This is a genomic window from Stenotrophomonas sp. ESTM1D_MKCIP4_1, assembly GCF_003086895.1.
GTDB lineage: Bacteria > Pseudomonadota > Gammaproteobacteria > Xanthomonadales > Xanthomonadaceae > Stenotrophomonas.
In genome coordinates this window covers 3,777,512-3,800,686 of sequence record NZ_CP026004.1, presented here as the reverse complement: position 1 = coordinate 3,800,686, position 23,175 = coordinate 3,777,512, and the positions used below count along the sequence as shown (strand labels likewise).

Below are 23,175 nucleotides of genomic sequence, written 5' to 3'. Positions count from 1 at the left end.
CGTGCTGCGCGCGAAAGTCGACCGGTAGAGTCGACTGTCAGTCGACTGCTCTCCGTTCAGATCGCGAAAGCCCGTGCTGCGCGCGAAAGTCGACCGGTAGCGTCGACTGTCAGTCGACTGCTCTCCAATCAGATCGCGAAAGCCCGTGCTGCGCGCGAAAGTCGACCGGTAGAGTCGACTGTCAGTCGACTGCTCTTCGTTCAGATCGCGAAAGCCCGCGCTGCGCGCGAAAGTCGACCGGTAGAGTCGACTGTCAGTCGACTGCTCTCCGTTCAGATCGCGAAAGCCCGCGCTGCGCGCGAAAGCCGACCGGTAGAGTCGACTGTCAGTCGACTGCTCTCCGTTCAGATCGCGAAAGCCCGCGCTGCGCGCGAAAGTCGACCGGTAGCGTCGACTGTCAGTCGACTGCTCTTCGTTCAGATCGCGAAAGCCCGTGCTGCGCGCGAAAGTCGACTGACAGTCGACTCTACCGTCCGCCGTGCCCGTTCCCCGTTCCCCGTTCACCAGCCACCGTTCGCGGGCCGTGCTCAATACCCCGCATCCATGAACGCATCCAGCAGCACATCACGCAGTGCGGCGGGCAGGGACTCGATATCCATCGCGCGGTCATCCATATGCAGGTGCGGGTCCAGAACGCTCGCGCGGCCCTGGGCCAGCGCCTGCAGCCACAGCAGCACGCAGATGACGAACTCGCGCTCGTGCCCCGGCTGCAGGTGACTGGCGCCGCGTTCGATCACCTCGAACGGATACCACTCCTGCGTCTCGCTGAGGCGACCGCCCTGACGCTGCAGGGCCTTCAACTGGGTCAGGTGGCGTCGCGCATCATCGCCGGCATCGCATAGGGCGGCGATCCATGACAGCTCGTCCGTGGTGGCCGTCAGGGCCAGCGAACGGACGGTTGGGGCGGTGGTGCCTGGAGCCAGACCTTCCATGTGGGGCCTCCTCGTGACGTACCGCTGCGGTTTCCCCCGCACCACCAGCTTCGGCGCGGGCCCGTAAGGCGGACGTGAATGCCGGGTGGACCCGGCCCCTTGTCTGCGGGCCCCGCCAGCGCCATATCGACAAGGCTGCCCACCTGCCGGGCCCGTACTCTGGAGATCTGCCGTGACCGTTGCCAACCCCCTGCTTGATGCTTCCGGCCTGCCGCGCTTCGAGGCGATCCGCCCCGAGCACGTGGCCCCGGCACTGGATGTGCTGCTGGCCGACGCTGAAGCGGCGGTCAGTGCGGCCGAGCAGGTGCAGCCGGTCACCTGGCAGACCTTCGTGACCCCGCTGGACGATGCCACCGAACGCCTGTGGCGCGCCTGGGGCCTGGTGGGCCACCTGCAGGGCGTGGTGAACACGCCCGAGCTGCGTGAGGCCTACAACAGCAACCTGCCGCGGGTGACCCGCTTCGCCAGCGCACTGGGGCAGAATCTGGCGCTGTACCGCCAGTACCAGGCGCTGGCGGCCAGCCCCGAAGCGGCGGCTTTCGATGAGGCCCGGCGCAAGGTGCTGGACAACACCCTGCGTGATTTCCGCCTCGGCGGTGCCGAACTGGACGCCGAGGCCCAGCAGCGCTTCGCGGCGATCAAGGAAGAGCTGTCGGCGCTGTCGGCGAAGTTCTCGCAGAACGTGCTTGATGCCACCGATGCCTGGTCGCTGATCGTGGAGGACGAAGCGCGCCTGGCCGGCGTACCGGATGACGTCAAGGCTGCTGCCCGCGCCGCCGCTGAAAAGGACGGCAAGCCCGGCTGGAAGCTGACGCTGCAGATGCCGTGCTACCTGCCGGTGCAGACCTGGGGCGAGGACCGCGACCTGCGCGAGATCCTGTACCGCGCCAGCGCGCAGCGTGCCTCCGAATTTGGCGATGACGCGCTGGACAACGGCGGCAACATCGACCGCATTCTTGCCCTGCGCACCGAACTGGCCGCGCTGCTGGGCTTTGCTTCGTATGCCGATTATTCGGTGGCGACCAAGATGGCGCAGGACCCGGCCGAGGTGCTGGCCTTCCTGCGTGACCTCGCCGCCCGTGCGAAGCCGTTCGCGGGCAAGGACCGTGCCGAGCTGGAACAGTTCGCCCGCGAACAGTTGGGCATCGACAGCCTGCAGGCCTGGGACCTGGCCTTTGCCGCCGACCGCCTCAAGCAGGCGCGCTACAGCTATTCCGAGCAGGAAGTGAAGCAGTACTTCACCGAGCCGAAGGTACTGGGCGGGCTGTTCGCGGTGATCGAGCAGCTGTACGGCCTGCGCGTGCAGCCGGACAGCGCGCCGGTATGGCATGAGGATGTGCGCTTCTTCCGCCTGGTCGATGCAGAAGGCGGCCTGGTTGGCCAGTTCTACCTGGATCTGTATGCGCGCGAAGGCAAGCGCGGCGGCGCGTGGATGGATGATTGCCGCAACCGCCGCGAGCGCGCCGATGGCAGCGTGCAGACCCCGCTGGTCTACCTGGTGTGCAACTTCGGCCGAGGTGCCAACGGCAAGCCGGCCACCTTCAGCCATAACGAAGTGACCACGTTGTTCCATGAAATGGGCCATGGCCTGCACCAGCTGCTGACCCGCATCGGCGAACTGGGCGTGGCCGGCATCAACGGCGTGGAATGGGATGCAGTGGAACTGCCCAGCCAGTTCATGGAGAACTTCTGCTGGGAGTGGGACCACCTGCAGGGTATGACCGCGCACGTGGAAACGGGCGAGCCGCTGCCGCGTGCGCTGTACGACCGCATGCTGGCCGCACGCAATTTCCACAGCGGCATGGCGACCGTGCGCCAGCTGGAATTCGGCCTGTTCGACATGCTGCTGCACAGCCAGTTCGAGCCGGCGCAGGATAGTGTGCTGGCGTTGCTTGACCGCGTGCGCGGCGAGGTGGCGGTGAACCATCCGCCGGCCTGGAATCGCTTCCCGCACCAGTTCAGCCACATCTTTGCCGGTGGCTACGCAGCCGGCTACTACAGCTACAAGTGGGCCGAGGTGCTCAGCGCCGATGCCTACGCGGCGTTTGAGGAATCACCGCAGGCGCTGGCTGAAACCGGAGCGCGCTTCCGCGACGAGATCCTGTCGCGCGGTGGCAGCCGCCCGGCGGCGGAGAACTTCAAGGCATTCCGTGGGCGCGCGCCGCAGATCGACGCGTTGTTGCGCCATTCGGGCATGGCGTAACCGCTCTGGCGTGATCCACCCGCGTGCCGGCCAGCGGCCGGCACTACCGGGTCAGGTGCCAACCTTGGTTGGCGCGACCGGAAACCGGTCAATCGGCGTAGATCATCTTCCGGGTCATGCCGCCGTCGACGATGAAATCCTGGCCGGTGCTGAAGCCGGACAGCGACGACAGCAGGTAGACCGCCAGTGCGCCGATGTCCTCGGGTTCGCCCACGCGGCCGACCGGGTGTTGGCCGTGGTCGGTGGCCGAATACTGCGGTGGGTGCCGGCGCGACGGCGCCTGCCAGGCCGTGGTGCCGATCCAGCCGGGGCTGATGCTGTTCACCCGTACCGCCGGGCTGGCGCTGATCGCCAGTGCATGGGTGAACGCCACCAGCCCGCCCTTGGCCGCTGCATAGGCTTCACTGTTGGCTTCCGACTGCCAGGCGCGGGTGGAGGCCACGTTGATGATCGAACCGGCCTTGCTGGCCATCAGTGCCGGCAGCGCGTGCTTGCTGCACAGGAACGCGCCGTGCAGCGAGGACAAGCGTCGTTGCCACTCGTCCCAGTCCATGTCCTGCACCGTGGTGCCGTGCGGCCCGGCGATGCCGGCGTTGTTGACCAGGCCGTCGATGCGGCCGAAACGCTGCTGTGCCACCCCGATGAAGGCACGCACGCTGGCCTCGTCGGCGATGTCCAGGCGCTGGAACGCGGCATCGTCGCCACGCTGCCATTCGTCCAGGCAGGCCTGCCCCGCTTCCACGTCCAGATCGCCGATCAGCACGCGGCCGCCGGCGCCCAGCACGGCTTGCGCAATGCCACGACCGATGCCGTTGGCGCCGCCGGTGACCAGCACCACTTTGCCGTGCAGCGGTGTGGCCGGCCAGGCTGCAATGGGCGGGGCCGCGCTCACGACAGGTCTTCCCCGCGCAGGCGGCGGTGCCAGCCGGCCACGCCGATGCGGTCCAGGGTCTGGATGTTGCGCTCGACGATCACATCCGGGTCCGGGAAGGCCTCCACCGCACGTTCCACGCTGTCTTCGCGCAGCAGGTGCAGGGTGGGGAAGGGCGCGCGGTTGGTGTAGTTGCTGGCATCGTCGGCAGCCACGCCATCGAACTGGTAATCCGGGTGGAAGCTGGCCACCTGCAGGATGCCCTGCAGGTCCAGCGCCTCGATCGCCGCGTCGGCGTTGTCGAGGAAATCGTTGTAGTCGAGGAAATCGGTCAGCACCTGCGGATGCACGATCAGCGTGGTGTCGATCTGCTCGGCCGGGGTGTCGCGCAGCAGCACCAGTTCTTCGGCCAGCTGTTCCACCAGCGCTTCGGGCGTGGTCGCATCGCTCAGCACGAAGCGGACCTGGTCTTTCACGTAGACCGCCTTGGCGAACGGGCACAGGTTCAGGCCGATCACGATGCGCTCCAGCCACAGGCGGGTGGCGGCGATCGGGTCGTCGGTGGGCAGGGCGGTATCGGTCATGGCGGGCGCTTCGGCTGGCGGGGCCGCCATTGTAGGCGCGCGGTCACCGCCGCGCTGTTCACTGTCCACGCACTGGACAGTGGCGATGCTGGAAAATCCCATCCATTCAAACCCTTGCCGCTCCCGCACCGATGGCCGATTGCCTGCGCAGCGGGCCAGGCGTGCAATGGACGCACGACACAGGAGGACACCTCATGACTGCATCTTCCCCTTGGCTGCCGGACGAACTCTGGTCCGGCGCCTTCTTCGACGGCCAGTGGCAGGCCGCCGCACAGCGCCAGCCGGTGATCGAACCGGCCACCGGCCAGACCCTGGGCGAGGTCGGCCTGGCCGACGCCGCGCAGGTCGCCACGTCGGCCGCCACCGCTGCACAGGCGCAGCAGGCCTGGGCTGCCGCGCCGTACGAGCAGCGCGCCCAAGTGCTGCGCCAGGCCGCGCGCCTGGCTGAAGAGAACATCGACACGCTGGTGGACTGGCTGGTGCGCGAAAGCGGTTCGACCCGCCTGAAGGCCGGCTTCGAGGCCAAGGTGACCATCAAGGCGCTGCAGGAAGCCGCCGCGCTGCCCTCGCGCAGCACGGGTGAAATCCTGCCCTCCGAGCCGGGCCGGCTGAGCCTGGCCCGCCGTCGCCCGCTGGGCGTGGTCGGGGTCATCTCGCCGTTCAACTTCCCGCTGTACCTGGCCATGCGTGCGGTGGCGCCTGCCATCGCGCTGGGCAATGCCGTGGTGCTCAAGCCCGACCCGCGCACGGCCGTGTGCGGCGGCGCGGTCATCGCGCGCCTGTTCGAGCAGGCCGGGCTGCCGGCGGGCGTGCTGCACATGCTGCCCGGCGATGGCGCGGCAGGGGCTGCGCTGACCAGCGACCCGCACGTGGCAATGATCCAGTTCACCGGTTCCACCGCCGCCGGCCGCAAGGTGGGCGAAGCGGCCGGCAAGCACCTGAAGAAGGTTTCGCTGGAACTGGGCGGCAAGAACTCGCTGATCATCCTCGACGATGCCGACCTCGACCTGGCCGTGGCCAACACCGCCTGGGGCGTGTACCTGCACCAGGGCCAGATCTGCATGGCCACCGGCCGCGTGCTGGTGCACAGGAAGATCCACGCCGCTTTCCTGGAAAAGCTGGTGGCCAAGGCCAGGTCGCTGAAGGTCGGCGACCCGGCGCGCGAAGACGTGGCGATCGGCCCGCTGATCAACGCCACCCAGCGCGACCATGCCGCCCGCGTGGTGGCCGATGCGGTGAAGGCCGGTGCGACGCTGGAAGCCGGTGGCACCCACCAGGACCTGTTCTTCGCGCCCACCGTGCTTGGCAACGTGGCGGTGGACAATCCGGCGTTCAACGAAGAGATCTTCGCGCCGGTGGCGGTGGTGGTGCCGTTCGACGATGACGACCAGGCCGTGCAGCTGGCCAATGACAGCGAATACGGCCTGTCGATGGCCATCGTGTCCAGCAATGTCGGCCGTGCGCTGAAGCTGGGCGAGCGCCTCCGCACCGGCCTGCTGCACATCAACGACCAGACCGTGAACGACGAAGTGATCAATCCCTTCGGTGGCGTTGGCGCGTCCGGCAACGGCACCAGCATCGGTGGCCCGGCCAACTGGGAAGAGTTCACGCAGTGGCAGTGGCTGACCGTCAAGGGCGAAGCGCCCGCCTACCCGATCTGATCAAAGGAATCCGAACGATGAGCGACAACAACGCAACGCGTGAGATCACCGCCGCCGTGGTACGCGGCAAGGAACAGCCCTTTGTCATCGAACAGGCGAGGCTGCGTGGCCCGCAGGACGACGAGGTATTGGTGAAGGTCGTGGCTACCGGTCTCTGCCATACCGATCTGATCGTGCGCGACCAGTACTATCCCGTGCCGCTGCCGGCGGTGCTGGGCCATGAAGGCGCCGGCATCGTCGAAGCGGTGGGCCCGAACGTACGCGACCTGAAGGTGGGCGACCACGTGGTGCTGACCTACGGCGCCTGCGGCCACTGCAATCCCTGCCGCGGTGGCCACGGTGCCTACTGCAAGGATTTCTTCGGGCTCAACTTCGGCGGCGACGATGGCCACGGCCACACCGCCATCACCGATGCGCAGGGCCAGCCGCTGCATGATCATTTCTTCGCGCAGTCCTCGTTTGCCACGTTTGCCATCGCGCGCGAGATCAACGCGATCAAGGTGCCTGACGATGCGCCGCTGGAGCTGCTGGGCCCGCTGGGCTGCGGCATCCAGACCGGTGCCGGTGCGGTGCTCAATTCGCTGAAGGTGCGCTCGGGCAGCAGCTTCGCCAGCTACGGTGCCGGTGCGGTGGGCCTGAGTGCGGTGATGGCGGCCAAGGTGGCCGGTGCCACCACCATCATCGCCATCGACGTGGTGCCGTCGCGCCTGGAGCTGGCGCTGGAACTGGGCGCCACCCACGTGGTCAACAGCCGCGAGGTGGATGTGATCGAGGCGGTGCGGGCGATCACCGGCGGCGGTGCGGATTTCGCGCTGGAATCCACCGGTCGCCCGGAGGTGCTGTCGGCCGGCATCGAGGCGCTGGGCGGGCTGGGCATGATGGGCGTGGTGGGTGCGCCGAAGCTGGGCACCACCGCCAGCTTCGATGTGAACAACCTGCTGCTGGGCGGGCGCAGCATCCGTGGCATTGTCGAAGGTGACAGCGTGCCACAGGTGTTCATCCCGCAGCTGGTGACGCTGTACCAGCAGGGCCGCTTCCCGTTCGACAAGCTGGTGAAGTTCTACCCGCTGGAACAGATCAACCAGGCGGCCGAGGACAGCACCAAGGGCATCACCCTGAAGCCGATCCTGCGCATCGCCGCATGAAGGCGCGGGGTCGGATCCGTTTCCCGACGGAAACGGCTCTGGCCCCGGGCTGGCGGCGCATAACGCAGGCATAGCGTTCGCGGGTGTACGCTGCGTCCATGATGGCCACCACAGTCGGGCAACAACAGCTGGTCGCCGCGCGCGCGGCGTTCGCCGAAGGCGATGCGCAGTCATTGGACCTGCTGCCCTTGCCGCTGCAGCATTCGTGGCAGCGTTCGCGCGCGGCCGGCGTGCAGCCGGGGCAGGAGCCGTACTACCCGCCGCTGCAGGGCACGGGCCATCGCTTGAGCACTGCCGAAGACCGTCGGCTCGCGCGCTGCGTGCAGCCCGAGCTGGAACAGCTGTGGGCTGCGTTCGGGGGCCGTGGCTGGACGATGTTCTGTGCCAACCGGGACGGCCTGGTGATTGCGCAGCAGGCCCATGGCCTGGAGGACGCGCCGCTGCTGCGGCCCATCCAGGTGGGGCGGCGGATGAGCGAAGCCGAGATCGGCACCACGGCGCCTGCCGTCAGCGTGGCCGATGACGTACCCGCGCTGGTGCGTGGCAACGAGCATTACCTGCAGCGTTTCGCGCCGGTGTTCTGCCTGAGCGAACCGCTGCACGATCTGGATGGCCAGGTGTGCGGGGCGATCGACATCACCGGGCTGGGCGAGCGTGATCCGGCGCTGCTGCAGGGCTACTTCCGGCAGGCCGCGCTGGCCAGCGAGAACCGCCTGTTCCAGAGCCTGGGCGATGTGCATCTGCTGGCCGTGCAGCACGATCCGCGCTGGTTGGCCTCGCCGCTGCAGGGCCTGCTGGCGGTGCAGGACGACGGTCAGGTGCGGGCTGCCAACCGCGTGGCGCGGCGCCTGCTGGGCCTGCCACGAAGGGGGGCGCTGCCCCTGCTGTCCATCGAAGGCGTGTTTGCTGGCGCCAGTGCCGCGCAGCGGCGCCGGTTGCTGCAGCCGGGCCCGGCGCATCGGGTGCGGCTGGGCGAGGGCAGTGCGGTCTATCTGCAACATCTGCGGGCACCGCGCGCGCCGCGGGTGCGCACTGTGGCACCTGCAGCGACGCAGCATGCCCCGTTGCGGGACCAGCAGCGCGAAGCGGCGCGGCGTGCGGCGCAGGCGGCCGAGGGCAATCTCAGCCTGGCCGCCCGCCAGCTGGGTATTTCGCGCACCACGTTGTACAAGCTGCTGCGCAATTGACCGTGCCGTCCGCCGGGCATGGCCCGGCGCTACCGCTGCGGCACGGCGCCATCATCAATCGCGGAAATTGTTGAACTGCAGCGGCAGCTCGAACTTGCCGGCCTTCAATACGGCGATGGCGTCCTGCAGATCGTCGCGCTTCTTGCCCTGCACGCGCAGCTTGTCGCCGTTGATCTGGCTTTCCACCTTCAGCTTGGCTTCCTTCAGCGCGGCGGCGATCTTCTTGGCGATCTTCTGCTCGATGCCCTGCTTGACGGTGATCTTCTGCCGGGCCTGGGCCAGGTTGGTCTCGATATCGCCGAACTCCAGGCTCAGCACGTCGATGCCGCGTGCAGCCAGCCGGGCGCGCAGGATGTCGTTCATCTGCTTGAGCTGGAACTCGGTCGGCGCGGACTGGTTGATGACATCGCCATCGCGCTCGAACTTCGCTTCAACGCCCTTGAAGTCGAAGCGGGTGGCCAGTTCGCGGTTGGCCTGGTCGATGGCGTTGGTCAGTTCGTGGGTGTCGACTTCGGACACGACGTCGAAGGAAGGCATGGGCATGGCTCCGCGGAATTCAGTGGCGGCCATTCTATCGCGTGGGCCGGTGCACGGCGCCCGAAGCACCGCCCGGTCGGCGATAATGGGCCATGAACGCGCAACGCTCCCCCTCGCGCGCGGTGGCCTGGATGGTTGCCGCCGTGGCCTGCTTCTCGCTGATGGATGCCGGCATGAAACAGCTGTCGGCCAGCTACCCCTCGCTGGAAGTCACGTTCCTGCGCGGTGCGGCCTCGCTGCCCTTCGTGCTGGTCTGGGTGCTGGCCAGCGCCGGCCCGCGCTCGCTCATTCCCCGCCGCTGGGGCCTGCATCTGCTGCGTGGCGGGCTGGGCATGGCGATGATCGGCTGCTTCGTGTTCGCCCTGCGCGACCTGCCGCTGTCCACCGCCTACAGCATCTACTTCGTCGCCCCGCTGTTGATCGCCGCGCTGTCGGTGCCTTTGCTGCGCGAACGGGTGGGGCCGCGGCGCTGGGTGGCCATCGGCGTCGGTCTGCTGGGGGTGATCGTGGTGCTGCGGCCGGGCGTGGGTGGCTTCATTTCCATCCCCGGCCTGATGGTGCTGGCGGCGGCGACGGCCTACGCCATTGCCGCGATCACGGTGAGCCTGCTCACCCGTACCGATACCTCGCAGTCGATGGTGGTCTGGTTCCTGGTCATCATGGCCATCGGCGCCGGCCTGCTGGCATTGCCGGGCTGGGTGCCACTGCAGCTGGCCCATGCGCCGCTGATCGCGGGCATGGGCCTGGCGGGTGCGCTGGGGCAGATCGCCCTGACCCGTGCCTTCCAGCTGGGCGAGGCGTCGATGATCGCGCCGCTGGAATACAGCGGCCTGGTCTGGGTGATCGGCTGGGATCTGGCCTTCTGGGGCCAGCTGCCCGATGGCTACACCTGGGCCGGCGCGGCGATCATCGTGGCCTCGGGCTTGTACCTGCTGCACCGCGAGCGCCTGAACCGGGTGCAGCCGCCGAAGCCGCTGGATCATCCCTGAACCTGTCCGGGATGGGGTCAGAGCCCCTGCGGGGATCCGACCCCGGGGTCAGATCCCCGCAGGGGCTCTGACCCCCACGTACCCAGGGTAGTGCAGGCCAGCGGCCGGCACTACTTCACAGCACCCTTAGAACCAAAAGGAATAACATTCTGGCCCAAGGCGCAGGCGCGGAACCGCCGGCGCTGGTAGGCTGCACGCCCCTTCCATCACCCGCCGGTGAGCCACGCCCGTGATCGAGTTCCAGCGCCTGCACAAATCCTATGCCGTTGCCGGCCGCCAAGTGAGCGCGCTGCAACCGTTGGACCTGACCATCGAGGCCGGCGAAGTGTTCGGCATCATCGGCCATTCCGGCGCAGGCAAGTCGACCCTGATCCGCATGATCAACCGCCTGGAAGAACCCAGCGGCGGGCGCCTGCTGATCGGCGGCGAGGACATCACCGCGCTGGATGCCGATGGGCTGCGCGCGCTGCGCCGGCGTATCGGCATGATCTTCCAGCACTTCAACCTGCTGTCCTCGCGCACCGTGGCCGGCAATGTCGCCTTCCCGCTGGAACTGGGCGGCATGGCCAAGGCCGAGATCGACGCGCGCGTGGCCGAGCTGCTGCAGACCGTGGGCCTGCAGGACCATGCCGCGAAGTACCCGGCGCAGTTGTCCGGCGGCCAGAAGCAGCGCGTGGGCATCGCCCGTGCGCTGGCCACCCGCCCGCAGATCCTGCTGTGCGATGAAGCCACCAGTGCGCTGGACCCGCAGACCACCGCGTCGGTGCTGTCGCTGCTGTCGAAGATCAACCGCGAGCTGGGCCTGACCATCGTGCTCATCACCCACGAGATGGATGTGATCCGTCGCGTCTGTGACCGCGTGGCCGTGCTGGATGCTGGCCAGCTGGTGGAAACCGGCCCGGTCACCCAGGTATTCCTGCACCCGCAGCACCCGACCACGCGCCGTTTCGTCAGCGAATCGGAGCATGTGGACGAAGGCACGCTGCACCGTGATTTCGACGTGGTCGGTGGCCGCATCGTGCGCCTGACCTTCCTTGGCGGCGACACCTACGAACCGCTGCTGGGCAGCGTGGCGCGGCAGACCGGCGTCGATTACAACATCCTGTCCGGCCGCATCGACCGGATCAAAGACACCCCGTATGGCCAGCTGGTGGTCGCCCTGGTGGGCGGCGACCAGTCCGCCGCGCAGGCGGCATTCGTGGCCGCCGGCGTGCACGTTGAGGAACTGCGTCGATGATCGTCGCCACTGCTGAAGGCTTCTTCCGCCACCTGGATGCGGGCAAATGGGCCGACATCGGCCAGGCCACCATCGACACCCTGTTGATGCTGCTGGGCTCGCTGCCGCTGACCCTGGCCATCGGTCTGCCGCTGGGCGTGCTGCTGTACCTGTTCGGTGCGCCGCAGATGAAACGTCGTCCGTTCGCCTATGGCGTGCTGGCGCTGGTGGTGAACCTGCTGCGTTCGGTGCCTTTCATCATCCTGATGATCGTGCTGATCCCGGTCACCCTGTTCCTGATGGGCACCTCGCTGGGGGTACGCGGTGCGATCGTGCCGCTGGTGATCGGCGCCGCGCCGTTCTATGCGCGCCTGGTGGAAACGGCGCTGCGCGAAGTGGACCGTGGCGTCATCGAAGCGACCCAGGCCATGGGCGCCACCACCTGGCAGCTGGTCACCCGCGTGCTGCTGCCTGAAGCGCGTCCGGGCCTGATTGCCGGTGCGACGGTGACCACCGTGGCCCTGATCGGTTTCACCGCCATGGGCGGTGCCATCGGCTCCGGCGGCCTGGGTGATCTGGCCTTCCGCGATGGCTACCAGCGTTCGCACACCGATGTGGCTCTGGTTACCGTGGTCCTGCTGCTGGTGCTGGTGCAGCTGCTGCAGATGCTCGGCGACCGCCTGGTCGCGCATTACAGCCGCAAATAACGGTAGTGCCGGCCGCTGGCCGGCAGAGGCGTGAAAATGCCGGCCAGCGGCCGGCACGACTCAGCGTACGTTCGGCACTTCGTAACCCAGCTTGCCCACCTGGTCGGGGTGCTGCGGTACGCGCTTGAGCTTGTCGGTGTTCACGCCGTATTCGTCGCGCAGGCGCTCGGCCAGCTCCTTGTACAGCGCTTTGTCCATGTCGGGCTGGCGGGCGAAGATCCAGGCCATCTCGCGGCCCGGGTAGCCGATCATGGCCCACGAATAGTCCGGGGCGACTTCCAGCACGCGCGAATGGGTCGGCACGATGCGATAGAACCAGGTGCGCCAGGCGTGGTTGCCGCTGTCGGCGTCGACGCTGGCACGTGCACGCACTTCCTGCTGCGGCGCACCGAAGCCATCGCGGTAGCGGTAGACGATGCCGACCTTGTTGTCTTCGCGCAGCGTGTACTCGTTGACGCTGGCCACGTGGCCGCGCTCGATGAAGTTCGGCACGCGCCCGATCACATACCACGTGCCCATGAAGCGCTGCAGATTGATCGGTGCGCCGTATTCGGAGGCCCCCGATGCGCTGGCGCGCGGCGACGGCGGGTCGCTGGCGGCCAACGCGGGGCCTCCAAGAGACAGAGCCAGCAACACGGCGCAGAACGGGCGGATCGAGGACATGCGGGAGCGCGCTCCAGTGGGTGCCCAAGCATGGTCGACTGTGTGTGCTCGATCCGTCAATGGTGTCGCAGCTCCTGAGAAGGCAACACGCGAAGCTGGCCGCCATCGAATTGCCGAGAACGCCCATGAACGCACGCTCTTCCCGTCGCCAGCCTGCTGAACGCGACAGCTTCGCTTCCGACCTTCGCCTGCTGCGCAGCGTGCAGCAGCTGGCCCTGGCAGGTCTGGCCCTGGTGCTGGTGTGGCCGGCCGCGCGCGGCAGCAGCGTCTGGCTGGGTTGGTTGCCGTTGTGGCTGGTGGGCATGCCGCTGGCGGCCTGGTGGGCACTGCTGGGCTGCCCGTTGCCCGTGCGGGCGTGGCTGCGCCGCCTGCGCGGGCCGGGCGTACAGGCCCGGCGCCTGCCAGCACGGGCACGGCGCACGCGCACGGCCACGGCCTGACCTTCGACACGGGGGCGGCCCCGGGGATCCGTGCTAGCGTTCCAGCGCTTATGACTGCCTGGAACCGCAATGTCACGATTCGCTTCCGCCTGCCTGCTGGCCGGCATGATGACCGCTGCTTCGGTGGGGACCGCCGTGGCTGCTGAAGAAACCGACCGTTACGCCTGGCTGGAGGACGTCACCGGCGACAAGCCGCTGTCCTGGGTCAAGGAACAGAATGCCAAGTCCGAGGGCCGCCTGGCGCAGACCCCGGCCTTCAAGCAGATGGAAGCCAGCATCCGCGAGGTGCTCGATTCGGACGCCAAGATTCCCGGCGTGCAGAAGATCGGCGATTACTACTACAACTTCTGGAAGGACCAGCAGCACGAGCGCGGCCTGTGGCGCCGCACCACCCTGGCCGAGTACCGCAAGGCCTCGCCGCAGTGGGAAACCGTGCTCGACCTGGATGCGCTGAACAAGGCCGAAGGCGAGAACTGGGTCTGGCACGGCGCCGATTGCCTGCGCCCGGATTACAGCCGCTGCCTGATCGCGCTGTCGCGTGGCGGTGCTGATGCCGATGTCACCCGCGAATTCGACCTGGCCAACAAGACCTGGATCAAGGACGGCTTCTTCCGCCCCGAATCCAAGGGTGGCCTGGGCTGGATCGACCGTGATTCGGTGTTCGTCTACACCGATTTCGGTGCCGGTTCGATGACCACCTCCGGCTACCCGCGCGTGGCCAAGCTGTGGAAGCGCGGTACGCCGCTGTCTTCGGCCAGCGTGGTCTACGAAGGCAAGCCGGACGACATGTACATCGCGGCGATGCACGATGACACCCCGGGCTTCGAGCGCAATCTGGTCAGCCGCACGCTGGCCTTCTACAACAACGAACTGTACCTGCGCGCCGACAACGGCACGCTGACGAAGATCGACGCGCCGAACTCGGCCGAAAAGGGCCTGCACAAGCAGTGGTTGACCCTGGAACTGCGCGACCCGTGGACCGTGGGCGGCAAGACTTACGCCTCCGGCTCGCTGCTGGCCACCAAGCTGGATGACTTCCTGGCCGGCAAGCGTGATTTCGAGGTGCTGTTCACCCCGACCGCGACCACCTCGCTGGCCGGTGCGACCTGGACCCAGCACCACCTCGTGCTGAACGTGCTCGACGACGTCAAGAACCGCCTGTCGGTGCTGACCCCGGGCGCCAGCGGCTGGCAGAAGAGTGACTTCGTCGGTGCGCCGGCCTTCGGCACCCTGGCCGTCGGCGCGGTGGACAGCAACGACAGCGACGCGGTGTGGCTGACCGCCACCGACTACCTGACCCCGACCACCCTGGCCCTGGCCGAGATCGGCAAGGCCCCGGAAACGCTGAAGACCATGCCGGCCTTCTTCAATGCCGAAGGCAAGGTGATCGAGCAGCACTTCGCCACCAGCAAGGACGGCACCCGCGTGCCGTACTTCGTGGTGCACGACAAGACGATGAAGCTGGACGGTTCCAACCCGACCCTGCTGTACGGCTACGGTGGCTTCGAGATCTCGCTGACCCCGAGCTATTCCGGCGGCATGGGCCGTGCCTGGCTGGAAAAGGGCGGCGTGTACGTGGTGGCCAACATCCGCGGCGGCGGCGAGTACGGTCCGCGCTGGCACCAGGCCGCGCTGAAGCAGAACCGTCACAAGGCCTATGAAGACATGGCCGCGGTGGCGCAGGATCTGGTCACCCGCAAAATCACCTCCGCCAAGCACCTGGGCGTTCAGGGTGGCAGCAACGGTGGCCTGCTCACCGGCAACATGCTCACCCAGTACCCGGAACTGTTCGGTGCGGTGGTGGTGCAGGTGCCGCTGCTGGACATGAAGCGCTACAGCCACCTGCTGGCCGGCGCTTCGTGGATGGCCGAGTACGGCAACCCGGACACCAGCGACTGGGAGTTCATCAAGACCTTCTCGCCGTACCACCTGTTCGACGCGAAGAAGACCTACCCGCCGGTGCTGTTCACCACCTCCACCCGCGATGACCGCGTGCATCCGGGCCATGCCCGCAAGATGGCGGCCAAGATGATCGACGCCGGCAAGGACGTGACGTACTACGAGAACATCGAAGGTGGCCACGGCGGCGCAGCCAACAACGCGCAGGCCGCGCACATGTCGGCCCTGGCCTACAGCTTCCTGTGGGAGCGGTTGGGCGGTAAGTAAGCAGAACGGAAAACGCCGCCCTCGGGCGGCGTTTTTCGTTCTCGGGTCGTGCCGGCCGCTGGCCGGCAAACCGCTGCCGGCCAGCGGCCGGCGCTACCGGAAATGTTTCAACCCGCGCGCGATCCGCTCCACCGCCTCCTGCAACCGCGGCACTTCCTGCGTATACGCCAGACGCACATGCTGGTTGGCGCGGTGGAAGCCGAAATCCAGGCCCGGCGTAAAGGCCACGTGTTCGGTTTCCAGAAAGTGCGCGCAGAACGCCTGCGCATCATCGGTGAACGCGCTGACGTCGGCGTACAGGTAGAACGCACCCTGCGGTTCCACCTCGATGCGGAAGCCCAGCTCGCGCAACGCAGGCAGCAGGAAATCGCGGCGCTGCCGGAACGCTTCGCGGCGCTGCTCGAAGATCGCCATCGATTCTTCGCTGAAGCACGCCAGCGCTGCGTGCTGGGCAATGCTCGACGCGCTGATGTACAGGTTCTGGGCAAGCTTTTCCAGATCGGGCACGGCCGCCGGTGGCGCCACCAGCCAGCCCAGCCGCCAGCCGGTCATGCCGAAGTACTTGGAGAAGCTGTTCAGCACGAACGCGCTGTCATCCACCTGCAGCACGCTGGGCGCGTCCAGGCCGTAGGTCAGGCCGTGGTAGATCTCGTCCACCACCAGATGGCCACCGCGCGCATGCAGCGCCTTCGACAGGGCAGCCAGCTCGTCGGCTGACAGCACGGTGCCGGTGGGATTGGCGGGCGAGGCGACCAGCGCGCCCACGCTGTCGTTGTTCCAGTGCTGGTCCACCAGTGATGGGGTCAGCTGGTAGGCGGTGTCCGGCCCGACCGGCACCAGCTGCGCGCCGCCTTCCACCAGGCGCAGGAAATGGCGGTTGCAGGGATAGCCAGGGTCGGCCAGCAGCCAGTGGCGGCCGGGGTCGACCAGCAGGCTGCTGGCCAGCAGCAGCGCACCGGAGCCGCCCGGAGTGACCAGGATGCGTTCGGGGTCGATGTCCAGCGCGTAGTGGCTGCGGTAGAAGCCACTGATCGCCTGACGCAGGGCCGGCAGGCCGCGCGCGGCGGTGTAGCGGGTATGGCCGGCGGCCAGTGCGGCCTGGCCGGCGCGCACGACCGGCGCGGCCGTGGTGAAGTCCGGCTCACCGATCTCCAGATGGATCACATCGTGGCCGGCCTGTTCCAGCGCCTGGGCGCGGGCCAGCAGGGACATCACGTGGAAGGGGGCGATTTCATGGCTGCGCCGGCTGTAGCCCGGCGTGTGGGGCAGGGTGCTCATGCAGCCATGGTACGCCGCACGACGGGGTCGGATCCCTTTTGCCTGCAGAAGGGCTCTGACCCCAGCAAGGTCGCGGTCGTGCCGGCCGCTGGCCGGCAACCTCGGCCGGCCAGCGGCCGGCACGACCGGCAGGCATGGCCACCATGACGATCCGCAGGCTTGCCGCCCCGCCGCGATTGGGGTCAGATCCCTGTTCGGGAAAAGGGATCTGACCCCGTCGAAGACCATTGCATTGATGCTCCTGGAGCCTTATTTCATGAAATCCACCCTCTGCCTGTTGCTTGCCAGCCTGATGACCAGCACCGTTACCGCCGCCACCCCGCCCGTTCCGCCGGATGCCGCCAAGCACCCGCACGAGGTCAAGGCGCCGTTCGGCGCCACCCGCAACGACGACTATTACTGGCTGCGCGACGACAAGCGCGAGAACAAGGACATGCTGGCCTACCTGCAGGCCGAGAATGCCTACACCGACCAGCTGCTGGCGCCGCTGAAGCCGCTGGAAGACACCCTGTACAAGGAAATCGTCGCCCGCATCAAGCAGGACGATGCCAGCGTGCCGGCGCGCGAGCGCGGCTACTGGTACTACAGCCGCTTCGAGACCGGCCAGGACTATCCCATCCACGCACGCCGCAAGGGCAGCATGGACGCGGCCGAGGAAATCCTGCTGGACGTCAATGCGATGGCCGCCGGCAAGGGCTATTTCAGCGTCGGCTCGATGGAAGTCAGCCAGGACAACCAGCTGCTGGCCTGGGCCGACGATGACGTTGGCCGCCGCCAGTACACCATCCGTTTCAAGGATCTGGCCACCGGCAAGGTGCTGCCCGACGTCATCACCGGCAGCTCCGGCGATCTGGTCTGGGCCGACGACAACCGCACCGTGCTGTACGTCGAGAACGATCCGGAAACCCTGCTGACCGTGCGGGTGAAGAAGCACGTGCTGGGCACCCCGGCCAGCGCCGACACCGTCGTCTACGAAGAGAAGGACGACAGTTTCTACATGGGCCTGGGGCGCACCCGCGACGACCGCTTCATCACCATCGGCGTGCACAGCACGGTGTCGTCGGAAGAGCGCTACGCCCCGGCCAGCGACCCCACCACCTTCACCGTGCTCGCCCCGCGCCAGCGCGATGTCGAGTATGACGCCGACCATTACGACGGCCGCTGGGTGATCCGCACCAACGATGGTGCGAAGAACTTCAAGCTGGTCACCGCGCCGACCGATGCCACGTCACGCGCGCAGTGGAAGGATTGGATCGCGCACGACACGGCGGTGTTCATCGAAGGCTTCGAGCTGTTCGACAGCTACACCGCCATTGCCGAGCGTTCCGAAGGCCTGGAGCGCGTGCGCCTGCTGTTCAAGGACGGCCGCACCGAATACGTGAAGGCCGATGAGCCGGCGTACTCGATGGGCCTGGGCGACAACACCGAAGCCGATACGCCGTGGCTGCGCTATGTCTACACCTCGATGACCACCCCGACCACCGTGTTCGAGCTGAACACCGGCACCGGCGAGCGCCGCACGCTGAAGGTGCAGCCGGTGATCGGCTATGACGCCTCGAAGTATGAAACCGACCGCGTCTGGATCACCGCGCGTGACGGGGTGAAGGTGCCGGTGTCGCTGGTGTACCGCAAGGGCTACCAGAAAGATGGCAAGGGCGCGCTGTTCCAGTACGCCTACGGCAGCTACGGCATGTCGATGGACCCGTACTTCAACCAGACCGCTGTGAGCCTGCTCGACCGTGGCGTGGTGTACGCCATTGCCCATATCCGTGGCGGCCAGGAAATGGGCCGTGACTGGTACGAGAACGGCAAGCTGCTGCACAAGCAGAACACGTTCAACGACTTCATCGATGTCACCCGTGGCCTGGTGGCGCAGGGCTGGGCGGCCAAGGACCGCGTGGCGGCTTCCGGTGGCAGCGCCGGTGGCCTGCTGATGGGCGCGGTGGCAAACCAGGCCCCGCAGGACTACCGGGTGATGGTGGCGCAGGTGCCGTTCGTGGACGTGGTCACCACCATGCTCGACCCGACCATCCCGCTGACCACCAACGAATACGACGAGTGGGGCAACCCGGAGCAGAAGCCGTACTACGACTACATGCTGTCCTACTCGCCCTACGACAATGTAAAGAAGCAGGCCTACCCGGCGCTGTTCGTGGGCACTGGCTTGTGGGATTCGCAGGTGCAGTACTGGGAGCCGGCCAAGTGGGTGGCCAAGCTGCGTGACGACAACACCGGGCACTTCCCGATCGTGTTCCGCACCAACATGGAGGCTGGCCACGGCGGCAAGTCCGGGCGCTTCCAGCGTTACCGCGAACTGTCCGAATCGTACGCGTTCGTGCTGCAGCAGCTGGGCATCGTCCAGCCGTGATCGTGGCAGGGTGCCGGGCACTGCCTGGCACCCTGAACCGGTATCCTTGCGGCCATGACCGCACCCACGCCGCCCCCTCCGGATGACACCCCGCCGCCGCGGGTGGTGCGTTTCCGCTGGGCGTGGTGGCTGCTGGCCTACGCCAGCCTCGGCACCGGCATCGTCGGCATCTTCGTGCCGGGTCTGCCGACCACCGTATTCATCCTCATATCGGCCTGGGCCGCTTCGCGCGGCTCCGAGCGGCTGCACCGCTGGCTGCTGCAGCACCCGCGCTTCGGCCCGGCCATCGCCAATTGGCAGGCGCATGGGGCGGTGAGCCGCTATGGCAAATGGATGGCCACGATCACCATGGCCGTGTGTGCCGGCATCATGCTGTGGTGCGTGCCGGTTGCCTGGGTGAAATGGTTCTCCATTGGCAGCATGACCGCAGTGGCGATCTGGCTGTGGACACGGCCGCTGCCGCCGCCCGATGACAGGCGGGCGGGGTAGCGTCGACCATCCGGAAGGAATGCTGCCGAAGGGGGTAGGGTCGACCGTTGGTCGACCATCGCGCGCAGCGCGGGGTTTTCGCGGTCAGCCAGCAGAGCAGTCGACCCACAGGAGGGTGTTGCCGGAGGGGTAGCGTCGACCGTTGGTCGACCATCGCGCGCAGCGCGGGATTTTCGCGGCCAGCCAGCAGGGCAGCCAACCAACGGAAGGGGTGTCGCCGGAGGGGTAACGTCGACCGTTGGTCGACCATCGCGCGCAGCGCGGGATTTTCGCGGCCAGCTGGCAGAGCAGTCGACCAACGGTCGACTCTACCTTCCGCTCAGCCGCCAGTGGCTATACTCGGGCGCATGAAGATCCCCCATCGCAATGCCATCCTGATTCCGCTGGCAGCGGCCTCGCTGCTGTTCCTGTCCGCCTGTGGCAACAAGGGCCCGCTGGTGCTGCCGCAGAAGCCGGTGCCGGTGGAAGAGACGGTCGAGCCGGCCGTCGCGCCTGAAGCCAGCCCGGAAGCCACCCCCGCCGCCACCCAGCCGACCAGCGATGGCAGCCCGTCGGTCACCCCGGACCCGATCAAGCCGGTGGATGATGGGAATGAGTAAGGCCGGCTCCACGGCCCTGCGCTTCTGCAAGATGCATGGCGCGGGCAACGATTTCGTAGTGATCGACCTGCGTGATGGCACGCCGGCGCCGACCCCGGAACTGGCCGCGCGCTTGGCCGACCGCCACACCGGTGTGGGCTGCGACCAGATCCTGACTGTCGAAGCCCCGCGTGCGGAAGGTTCAGTGGCCGCCTACCGGATCTGGAACGCCGACGGCTCCAATTCCGAACAGTGTGGCAACGGCGCGCGCTGCATCGCCGCCTGGCTGGTGCGCGAAGGCAGTGCCCAGGGCGATCACTTCATGATCGACAGCCCGTTGGCCAGTCACGATGTGCAGGTGCTGGGCGATGGCCGTTTCTCGGTGGCCATGGGGGTTCCCGCGTTCGAGCCGGCGCAGGTGCCGCTGGTGGGCTTCGCCCATCCGCGCGATGAGTACCTGTTGCCGCTGCAGGGCGAAACCGTGCGCTTCTCCGCCGTGTCGATGGGCAACCCGCACGCGGTCATCGAAGTGGGCCTGATCGATGCCGCGCCGGTCGAGCGCGTCGGCGCGCTGCTGCAGCAGCACGCATCGTTCCCGCAGTCGGTCAACGTGGGCTTCGCCCAGGTGGTCGGTCCGGACCACGCGCGCCTGCGCGTGTACGAACGTGGCGTCGGCGAGACCCTGGCCTGCGGCAGCGGCGCCTGTGCTGCCGCGGTCACCCTGATGCAGCGTGGCCGCCTGCAGGGCGATGCACGCATCAGCCTGCCCGGTGGCGAGCTGCGCATCCAGTGGCCGGGCGAAGGCCAGCCGGTGGTGATGGCCGGTCCGACCGCATTCGTCTTTGAAGGGGAGTGGATCGCATGAGTGAGACCGTCGACAAGCTCGGGGCCCATGACGTCGCTGCATGGTTGCGGCGTCATCCCGGCTTCCTCAAGCAGTTCCCGGACCTGGCCCTGACCCTGGTGGTGCCGCGCGATGACGGCCCCACCGCGTCGCTGGCCAGCTACCAGTTGGAAGTGCTGCGCGAGAAGAACCGCGAGCTGGCGCGACGGTTGGCCGACCTGGGTGCGACCGCCCAGGTCAATGAACGGTTGGCGGTGCGCACGCACCAGCTGACCCTGGCCCTGATGAAGCAGGGCAATGCCGCCGACACCCTGCGTGCGATGGCGGCATCGCTGCAGGAAGACTTTGCCGGCGACCTGGTGCGGCTGGTGGTGCACACCCCGGTTGCCGGCCTGGAACAGGCCGACTGGCTGCAGGTGATCGCGGCAGACGACGCGCGGTTGGCTCCGTTCCGCGATTGCCTGAAGGACGGTGAGCCGATCTGCGGGCGCCTTCAATCGGAAAAGAACGCGGTGCTGTACGGCGAACGCAGCGACGAAGTGCAGACCACCGCACTGCTGCCGTTGCCGGGCATCGGCCTGATCGCCGTCGGCAGCCACGATGCCAACCGCTTCTACCCGGGCATGGGCACGTTGTTCCTGCGCATGATGGGTGATGCGCTGGCTGCCGGCCTGAAGCGTTTCGAGCGCTGAACCGGGCGGCGCGGCCATGAGCGCGGTACAGCGTTTCCTGCAGCACCTGCAGGTGGAACGACGGATGTCGGCGCACACGCTTGATGCGTACCGCCGCGATCTGGACGCGCTGTCGGTGTGGGCCGAGCCGCGCGGCGTGGCCGTGGAAGCGCTGGATGCCGACACGCTGCGCCAGTTCGTCGCCGACGAGCATCGTCGCGGATTGTCAGCCAAGAGCCTGCAGCGTCGCCTGTCGGCCTGCCGCAGCTTCTACGCGTGGCTGCTCAAGCACGGGCGCATCGAGGTGAGCCCCGCCGCAACCCTGAAGGCGCCCCGTGCACCGCGGCGGCTGCCGCAGGTGCTGGATGCCGATGAGGCGGTGCAGCTGGTCGAGCTGGAACCGGAGGGCGACCTCGGCCGCCGCGACCGCGCGCTGCTGGAACTGTTCTATTCCTCCGGCCTGCGCCTGAGCGAAGTGTGCGCGCTGACCTGGCGCGACCTGGATTTCGACAGTGGCCTGGTGAACGTGCTGGGCAAGGGCAACCGCCAGCGCCGGGTGCCGTTCGGCCGCCCCGCACGTGAGGCGCTGCAGGCCTGGCGGGCGGAAAGCGGGGGAGGCCCGGCCATGCCGGTGTTTCCCGGCCGCAACGGGCCGATCAGCCAGCGCGCGGTGCAGATCCGCATCCGCCAGCTGGCCCAGCGCCAGGGTCTGTTCAAGCACGTGCACCCGCATATGCTGCGGCACAGTTTCGCCAGCCACATCCTGGAATCCTCCGGCGACCTGCGCGGCGTACAGGAACTGCTGGGCCACGCCGATATCGCGACCACCCAGATCTACACCCACCTGGATTTTCAGCATCTGGCCAAGGTCTACGATGCTGCGCATCCGCGCGCCAAGCGCCGCAGCGGCAACCCGGGCAGCGGAGAAAGCTGAACGTTGGCCCTGCGGCAGCCGGTCGCGGGTGGCTTGAAGGGCGCAGGGCAGTCCCCACCTCTGGTCCTGTTACCCCGGAGGCATCATGGACCCCAGTCAGAACCCCAACGTTTTCCACGCCACCACCATCGTCTGCGTACGCCGCGGCGAACACGTGGCCATTGCCGGTGATGGCCAGGTCACCCTCGGCCACACGGTGATGAAGGGCAACGCACGCAAGGTGCGCCGCCTTGGCCGTGACGGCCAGGTGCTGGCCGGCTTCGCCGGTGCCGCCGCCGATGCCTTCACTCTGTTTGAACTGTTCGAGGCCAAGCTGGAAAAGCACGGCCAGCTGCAGCGTGCCGCCGTCGAGCTGGCCAAGGATTGGCGTACCGAACGCCGCCTGGGCAAGCTGGAAGCCCTGCTGGCCGTGGCCGACAAGGAAACCTCGCTGATCATCAGCGGCACCGGCGATGTGATCGAGCCGGAGGACGGCATCATCGCCATCGGTTCCGGTGGTTCCTACGCACTGTCGGCGGCCCGCGCGCTGATGGCGCACACCGAACTCGATGCACGCACCATCGCCAGCGAAGCGATCGGCATCGCCGGCGACATCTGCATCTACACCAACCGCAACGTGGTGGTCGAAGAGCTTTGAGGGTAGTGCCGGCCGCTGGCCGGCAACCTCATGAGCCCCCGCACGCGTGCCTGGTTGCCGGCCAGCGGCCGGCAC

The 23,175-nt window shown here is 67.6% G+C and carries 22 protein-coding genes; 16 read left to right on the top strand and 6 right to left on the bottom strand.

Annotated features, from left to right (window positions below; all coding sequences use genetic code 11):
- Positions 1-527: 527 nt before the first annotated feature.
- Complete coding sequence (locus tag C1924_RS17265) at positions 528-932, bottom strand: hypothetical protein (protein WP_108766403.1); 405 nt, start codon at positions 930-932, stop codon at positions 528-530.
- Between the two features lie 172 nt (positions 933-1,104).
- Between C1924_RS17265 and C1924_RS17260 the strand changes: the two genes are divergently transcribed.
- Positions 1,105-3,135: a M3 family metallopeptidase gene (locus C1924_RS17260; RefSeq protein ID WP_108766402.1), complete on the top strand. Its 2,031-nt coding sequence runs from the start codon at positions 1,105-1,107 to the stop codon at positions 3,133-3,135.
- Positions 3,136-3,223: 88 nt separating this feature from the next.
- Here C1924_RS17260 and C1924_RS17255 read toward each other — a convergent pair whose 3' ends face one another.
- Complete coding sequence (locus C1924_RS17255; RefSeq protein WP_108766401.1) at positions 3,224-4,027, bottom strand: SDR family oxidoreductase; 804 nt, start codon at positions 4,025-4,027, stop codon at positions 3,224-3,226.
- A complete protein-coding gene (locus tag C1924_RS17250; RefSeq protein WP_108766400.1) occupies positions 4,024-4,590 on the bottom strand; it encodes a DUF1415 domain-containing protein in 567 nt (188 codons plus the stop codon). Before C1924_RS17250 ends, C1924_RS17255 begins: the two co-directional genes overlap by 4 nt.
- A gap of 194 nt (positions 4,591-4,784) precedes the next feature.
- Between C1924_RS17250 and C1924_RS17245 the strand changes: the two genes are divergently transcribed.
- The 3 genes from C1924_RS17245 (at position 4,785) to C1924_RS17235 (ending at position 8,583) form a co-directional block, all read left to right on the top strand.
- Positions 4,785-6,251 carry a benzaldehyde dehydrogenase gene (locus tag C1924_RS17245; RefSeq protein WP_108766399.1) on the top strand — a complete coding sequence of 489 codons (1,467 nt, stop codon included), beginning with the start codon at positions 4,785-4,787 and terminating at the stop codon, positions 6,249-6,251.
- A 17-nt stretch (positions 6,252-6,268) separates the two neighbouring features.
- Positions 6,269-7,396 (top strand): NAD(P)-dependent alcohol dehydrogenase, encoded by a 1,128-nt coding sequence (locus tag C1924_RS17240; RefSeq protein WP_108766398.1) that lies wholly within the window; start codon positions 6,269-6,271, stop codon positions 7,394-7,396.
- A 98-nt stretch (positions 7,397-7,494) separates the two neighbouring features.
- Positions 7,495-8,583, top strand: coding sequence for a helix-turn-helix domain-containing protein (locus C1924_RS17235; RefSeq protein ID WP_108766397.1), 1,089 nt, complete (start codon positions 7,495-7,497; stop codon positions 8,581-8,583).
- 54 nt (positions 8,584-8,637) lie between these two features.
- On the opposite strand, the gene C1924_RS17230 is transcribed toward C1924_RS17235, so the two are convergent.
- Positions 8,638-9,120, bottom strand: coding sequence for a YajQ family cyclic di-GMP-binding protein (locus C1924_RS17230; protein WP_108767110.1), 483 nt, complete (start codon positions 9,118-9,120; stop codon positions 8,638-8,640).
- Positions 9,121-9,212: 92 nt separating this feature from the next.
- Here C1924_RS17230 and C1924_RS17225 point away from each other — a divergent pair, with 92 nt between their 5' ends.
- From C1924_RS17225 to C1924_RS17215, 3 genes are all read left to right on the top strand, one after another.
- Positions 9,213-10,109 (top strand): DMT family transporter, encoded by an 897-nt coding sequence (locus C1924_RS17225; protein ID WP_108766396.1) that lies wholly within the window; start codon positions 9,213-9,215, stop codon positions 10,107-10,109.
- Positions 10,110-10,338: 229 nt separating this feature from the next.
- Positions 10,339-11,346 carry a methionine ABC transporter ATP-binding protein gene (locus tag C1924_RS17220; RefSeq protein WP_108766395.1) on the top strand — a complete coding sequence of 336 codons (1,008 nt, stop codon included), beginning with the start codon at positions 10,339-10,341 and terminating at the stop codon, positions 11,344-11,346.
- A complete protein-coding gene (locus C1924_RS17215; RefSeq protein ID WP_108766394.1) occupies positions 11,343-12,032 on the top strand; it encodes a methionine ABC transporter permease in 690 nt (229 codons plus the stop codon). Before C1924_RS17220 ends, C1924_RS17215 begins: the two co-directional genes overlap by 4 nt.
- A gap of 60 nt (positions 12,033-12,092) precedes the next feature.
- Here the strand turns inward: C1924_RS17215 and C1924_RS17210 are convergent, their stop codons facing one another.
- Positions 12,093-12,695 (bottom strand): lipocalin family protein, encoded by a 603-nt coding sequence (locus tag C1924_RS17210; RefSeq protein ID WP_108766393.1) that lies wholly within the window; start codon positions 12,693-12,695, stop codon positions 12,093-12,095.
- A 125-nt stretch (positions 12,696-12,820) separates the two neighbouring features.
- Here C1924_RS17210 and C1924_RS17205 point away from each other — a divergent pair, with 125 nt between their 5' ends.
- Both C1924_RS17205 and C1924_RS17200 read left to right on the top strand, forming a co-directional pair.
- Positions 12,821-13,135 (top strand): hypothetical protein, encoded by a 315-nt coding sequence (locus C1924_RS17205; RefSeq protein WP_108766392.1) that lies wholly within the window; start codon positions 12,821-12,823, stop codon positions 13,133-13,135.
- Between the two features lie 69 nt (positions 13,136-13,204).
- On the top strand, positions 13,205-15,301 hold the full coding sequence (locus tag C1924_RS17200) for a prolyl oligopeptidase family serine peptidase (protein WP_108766391.1): 2,097 nt from the start codon (positions 13,205-13,207) through the stop codon (positions 15,299-15,301).
- A gap of 93 nt (positions 15,302-15,394) precedes the next feature.
- Here C1924_RS17200 and C1924_RS17195 read toward each other — a convergent pair whose 3' ends face one another.
- The gene (locus C1924_RS17195) at positions 15,395-16,579 is read right to left on the bottom strand and encodes a pyridoxal phosphate-dependent aminotransferase (protein WP_108766390.1); all 1,185 of its coding nucleotides are present in this window, start codon (positions 16,577-16,579) and stop codon (positions 15,395-15,397) included.
- Positions 16,580-16,835: 256 nt separating this feature from the next.
- On the opposite strand from C1924_RS17195, the gene C1924_RS17190 reads away from it, so the two are divergent.
- The 7 genes from C1924_RS17190 (at position 16,836) to hslV (ending at position 23,100) form a co-directional block, all read left to right on the top strand.
- Positions 16,836-18,947 (top strand): S9 family peptidase, encoded by a 2,112-nt coding sequence (locus C1924_RS17190; protein ID WP_108766389.1) that lies wholly within the window; start codon positions 16,836-16,838, stop codon positions 18,945-18,947.
- Positions 18,948-19,001: 54 nt separating this feature from the next.
- Positions 19,002-19,436, top strand: coding sequence for a YbaN family protein (locus C1924_RS17185; RefSeq protein WP_108766388.1), 435 nt, complete (start codon positions 19,002-19,004; stop codon positions 19,434-19,436).
- Between the two features lie 347 nt (positions 19,437-19,783).
- Positions 19,784-20,035, top strand: coding sequence for a lipoprotein (locus tag C1924_RS17180; protein ID WP_108766387.1), 252 nt, complete (start codon positions 19,784-19,786; stop codon positions 20,033-20,035).
- Positions 20,028-20,879, top strand: coding sequence for a diaminopimelate epimerase (gene dapF, locus C1924_RS17175; RefSeq protein WP_108766386.1), 852 nt, complete (start codon positions 20,028-20,030; stop codon positions 20,877-20,879). The genes C1924_RS17180 and dapF overlap by 8 nt, the downstream gene beginning before the upstream one ends.
- The gene (locus C1924_RS17170) at positions 20,876-21,550 is read left to right on the top strand and encodes a DUF484 family protein (RefSeq protein ID WP_108766385.1); all 675 of its coding nucleotides are present in this window, start codon (positions 20,876-20,878) and stop codon (positions 21,548-21,550) included. The genes dapF and C1924_RS17170 overlap by 4 nt, the downstream gene beginning before the upstream one ends.
- Positions 21,551-21,566: 16 nt before the next feature.
- Positions 21,567-22,463, top strand: coding sequence for a tyrosine recombinase XerC (gene xerC / locus C1924_RS17165; RefSeq protein WP_108766384.1), 897 nt, complete (start codon positions 21,567-21,569; stop codon positions 22,461-22,463).
- Positions 22,464-22,548: 85 nt separating this feature from the next.
- Complete coding sequence (gene hslV, locus C1924_RS17160) at positions 22,549-23,100, top strand: ATP-dependent protease subunit HslV (protein ID WP_005411093.1); 552 nt, start codon at positions 22,549-22,551, stop codon at positions 23,098-23,100.
- The last annotated feature ends 75 nt before the right edge of the window (positions 23,101-23,175 follow it).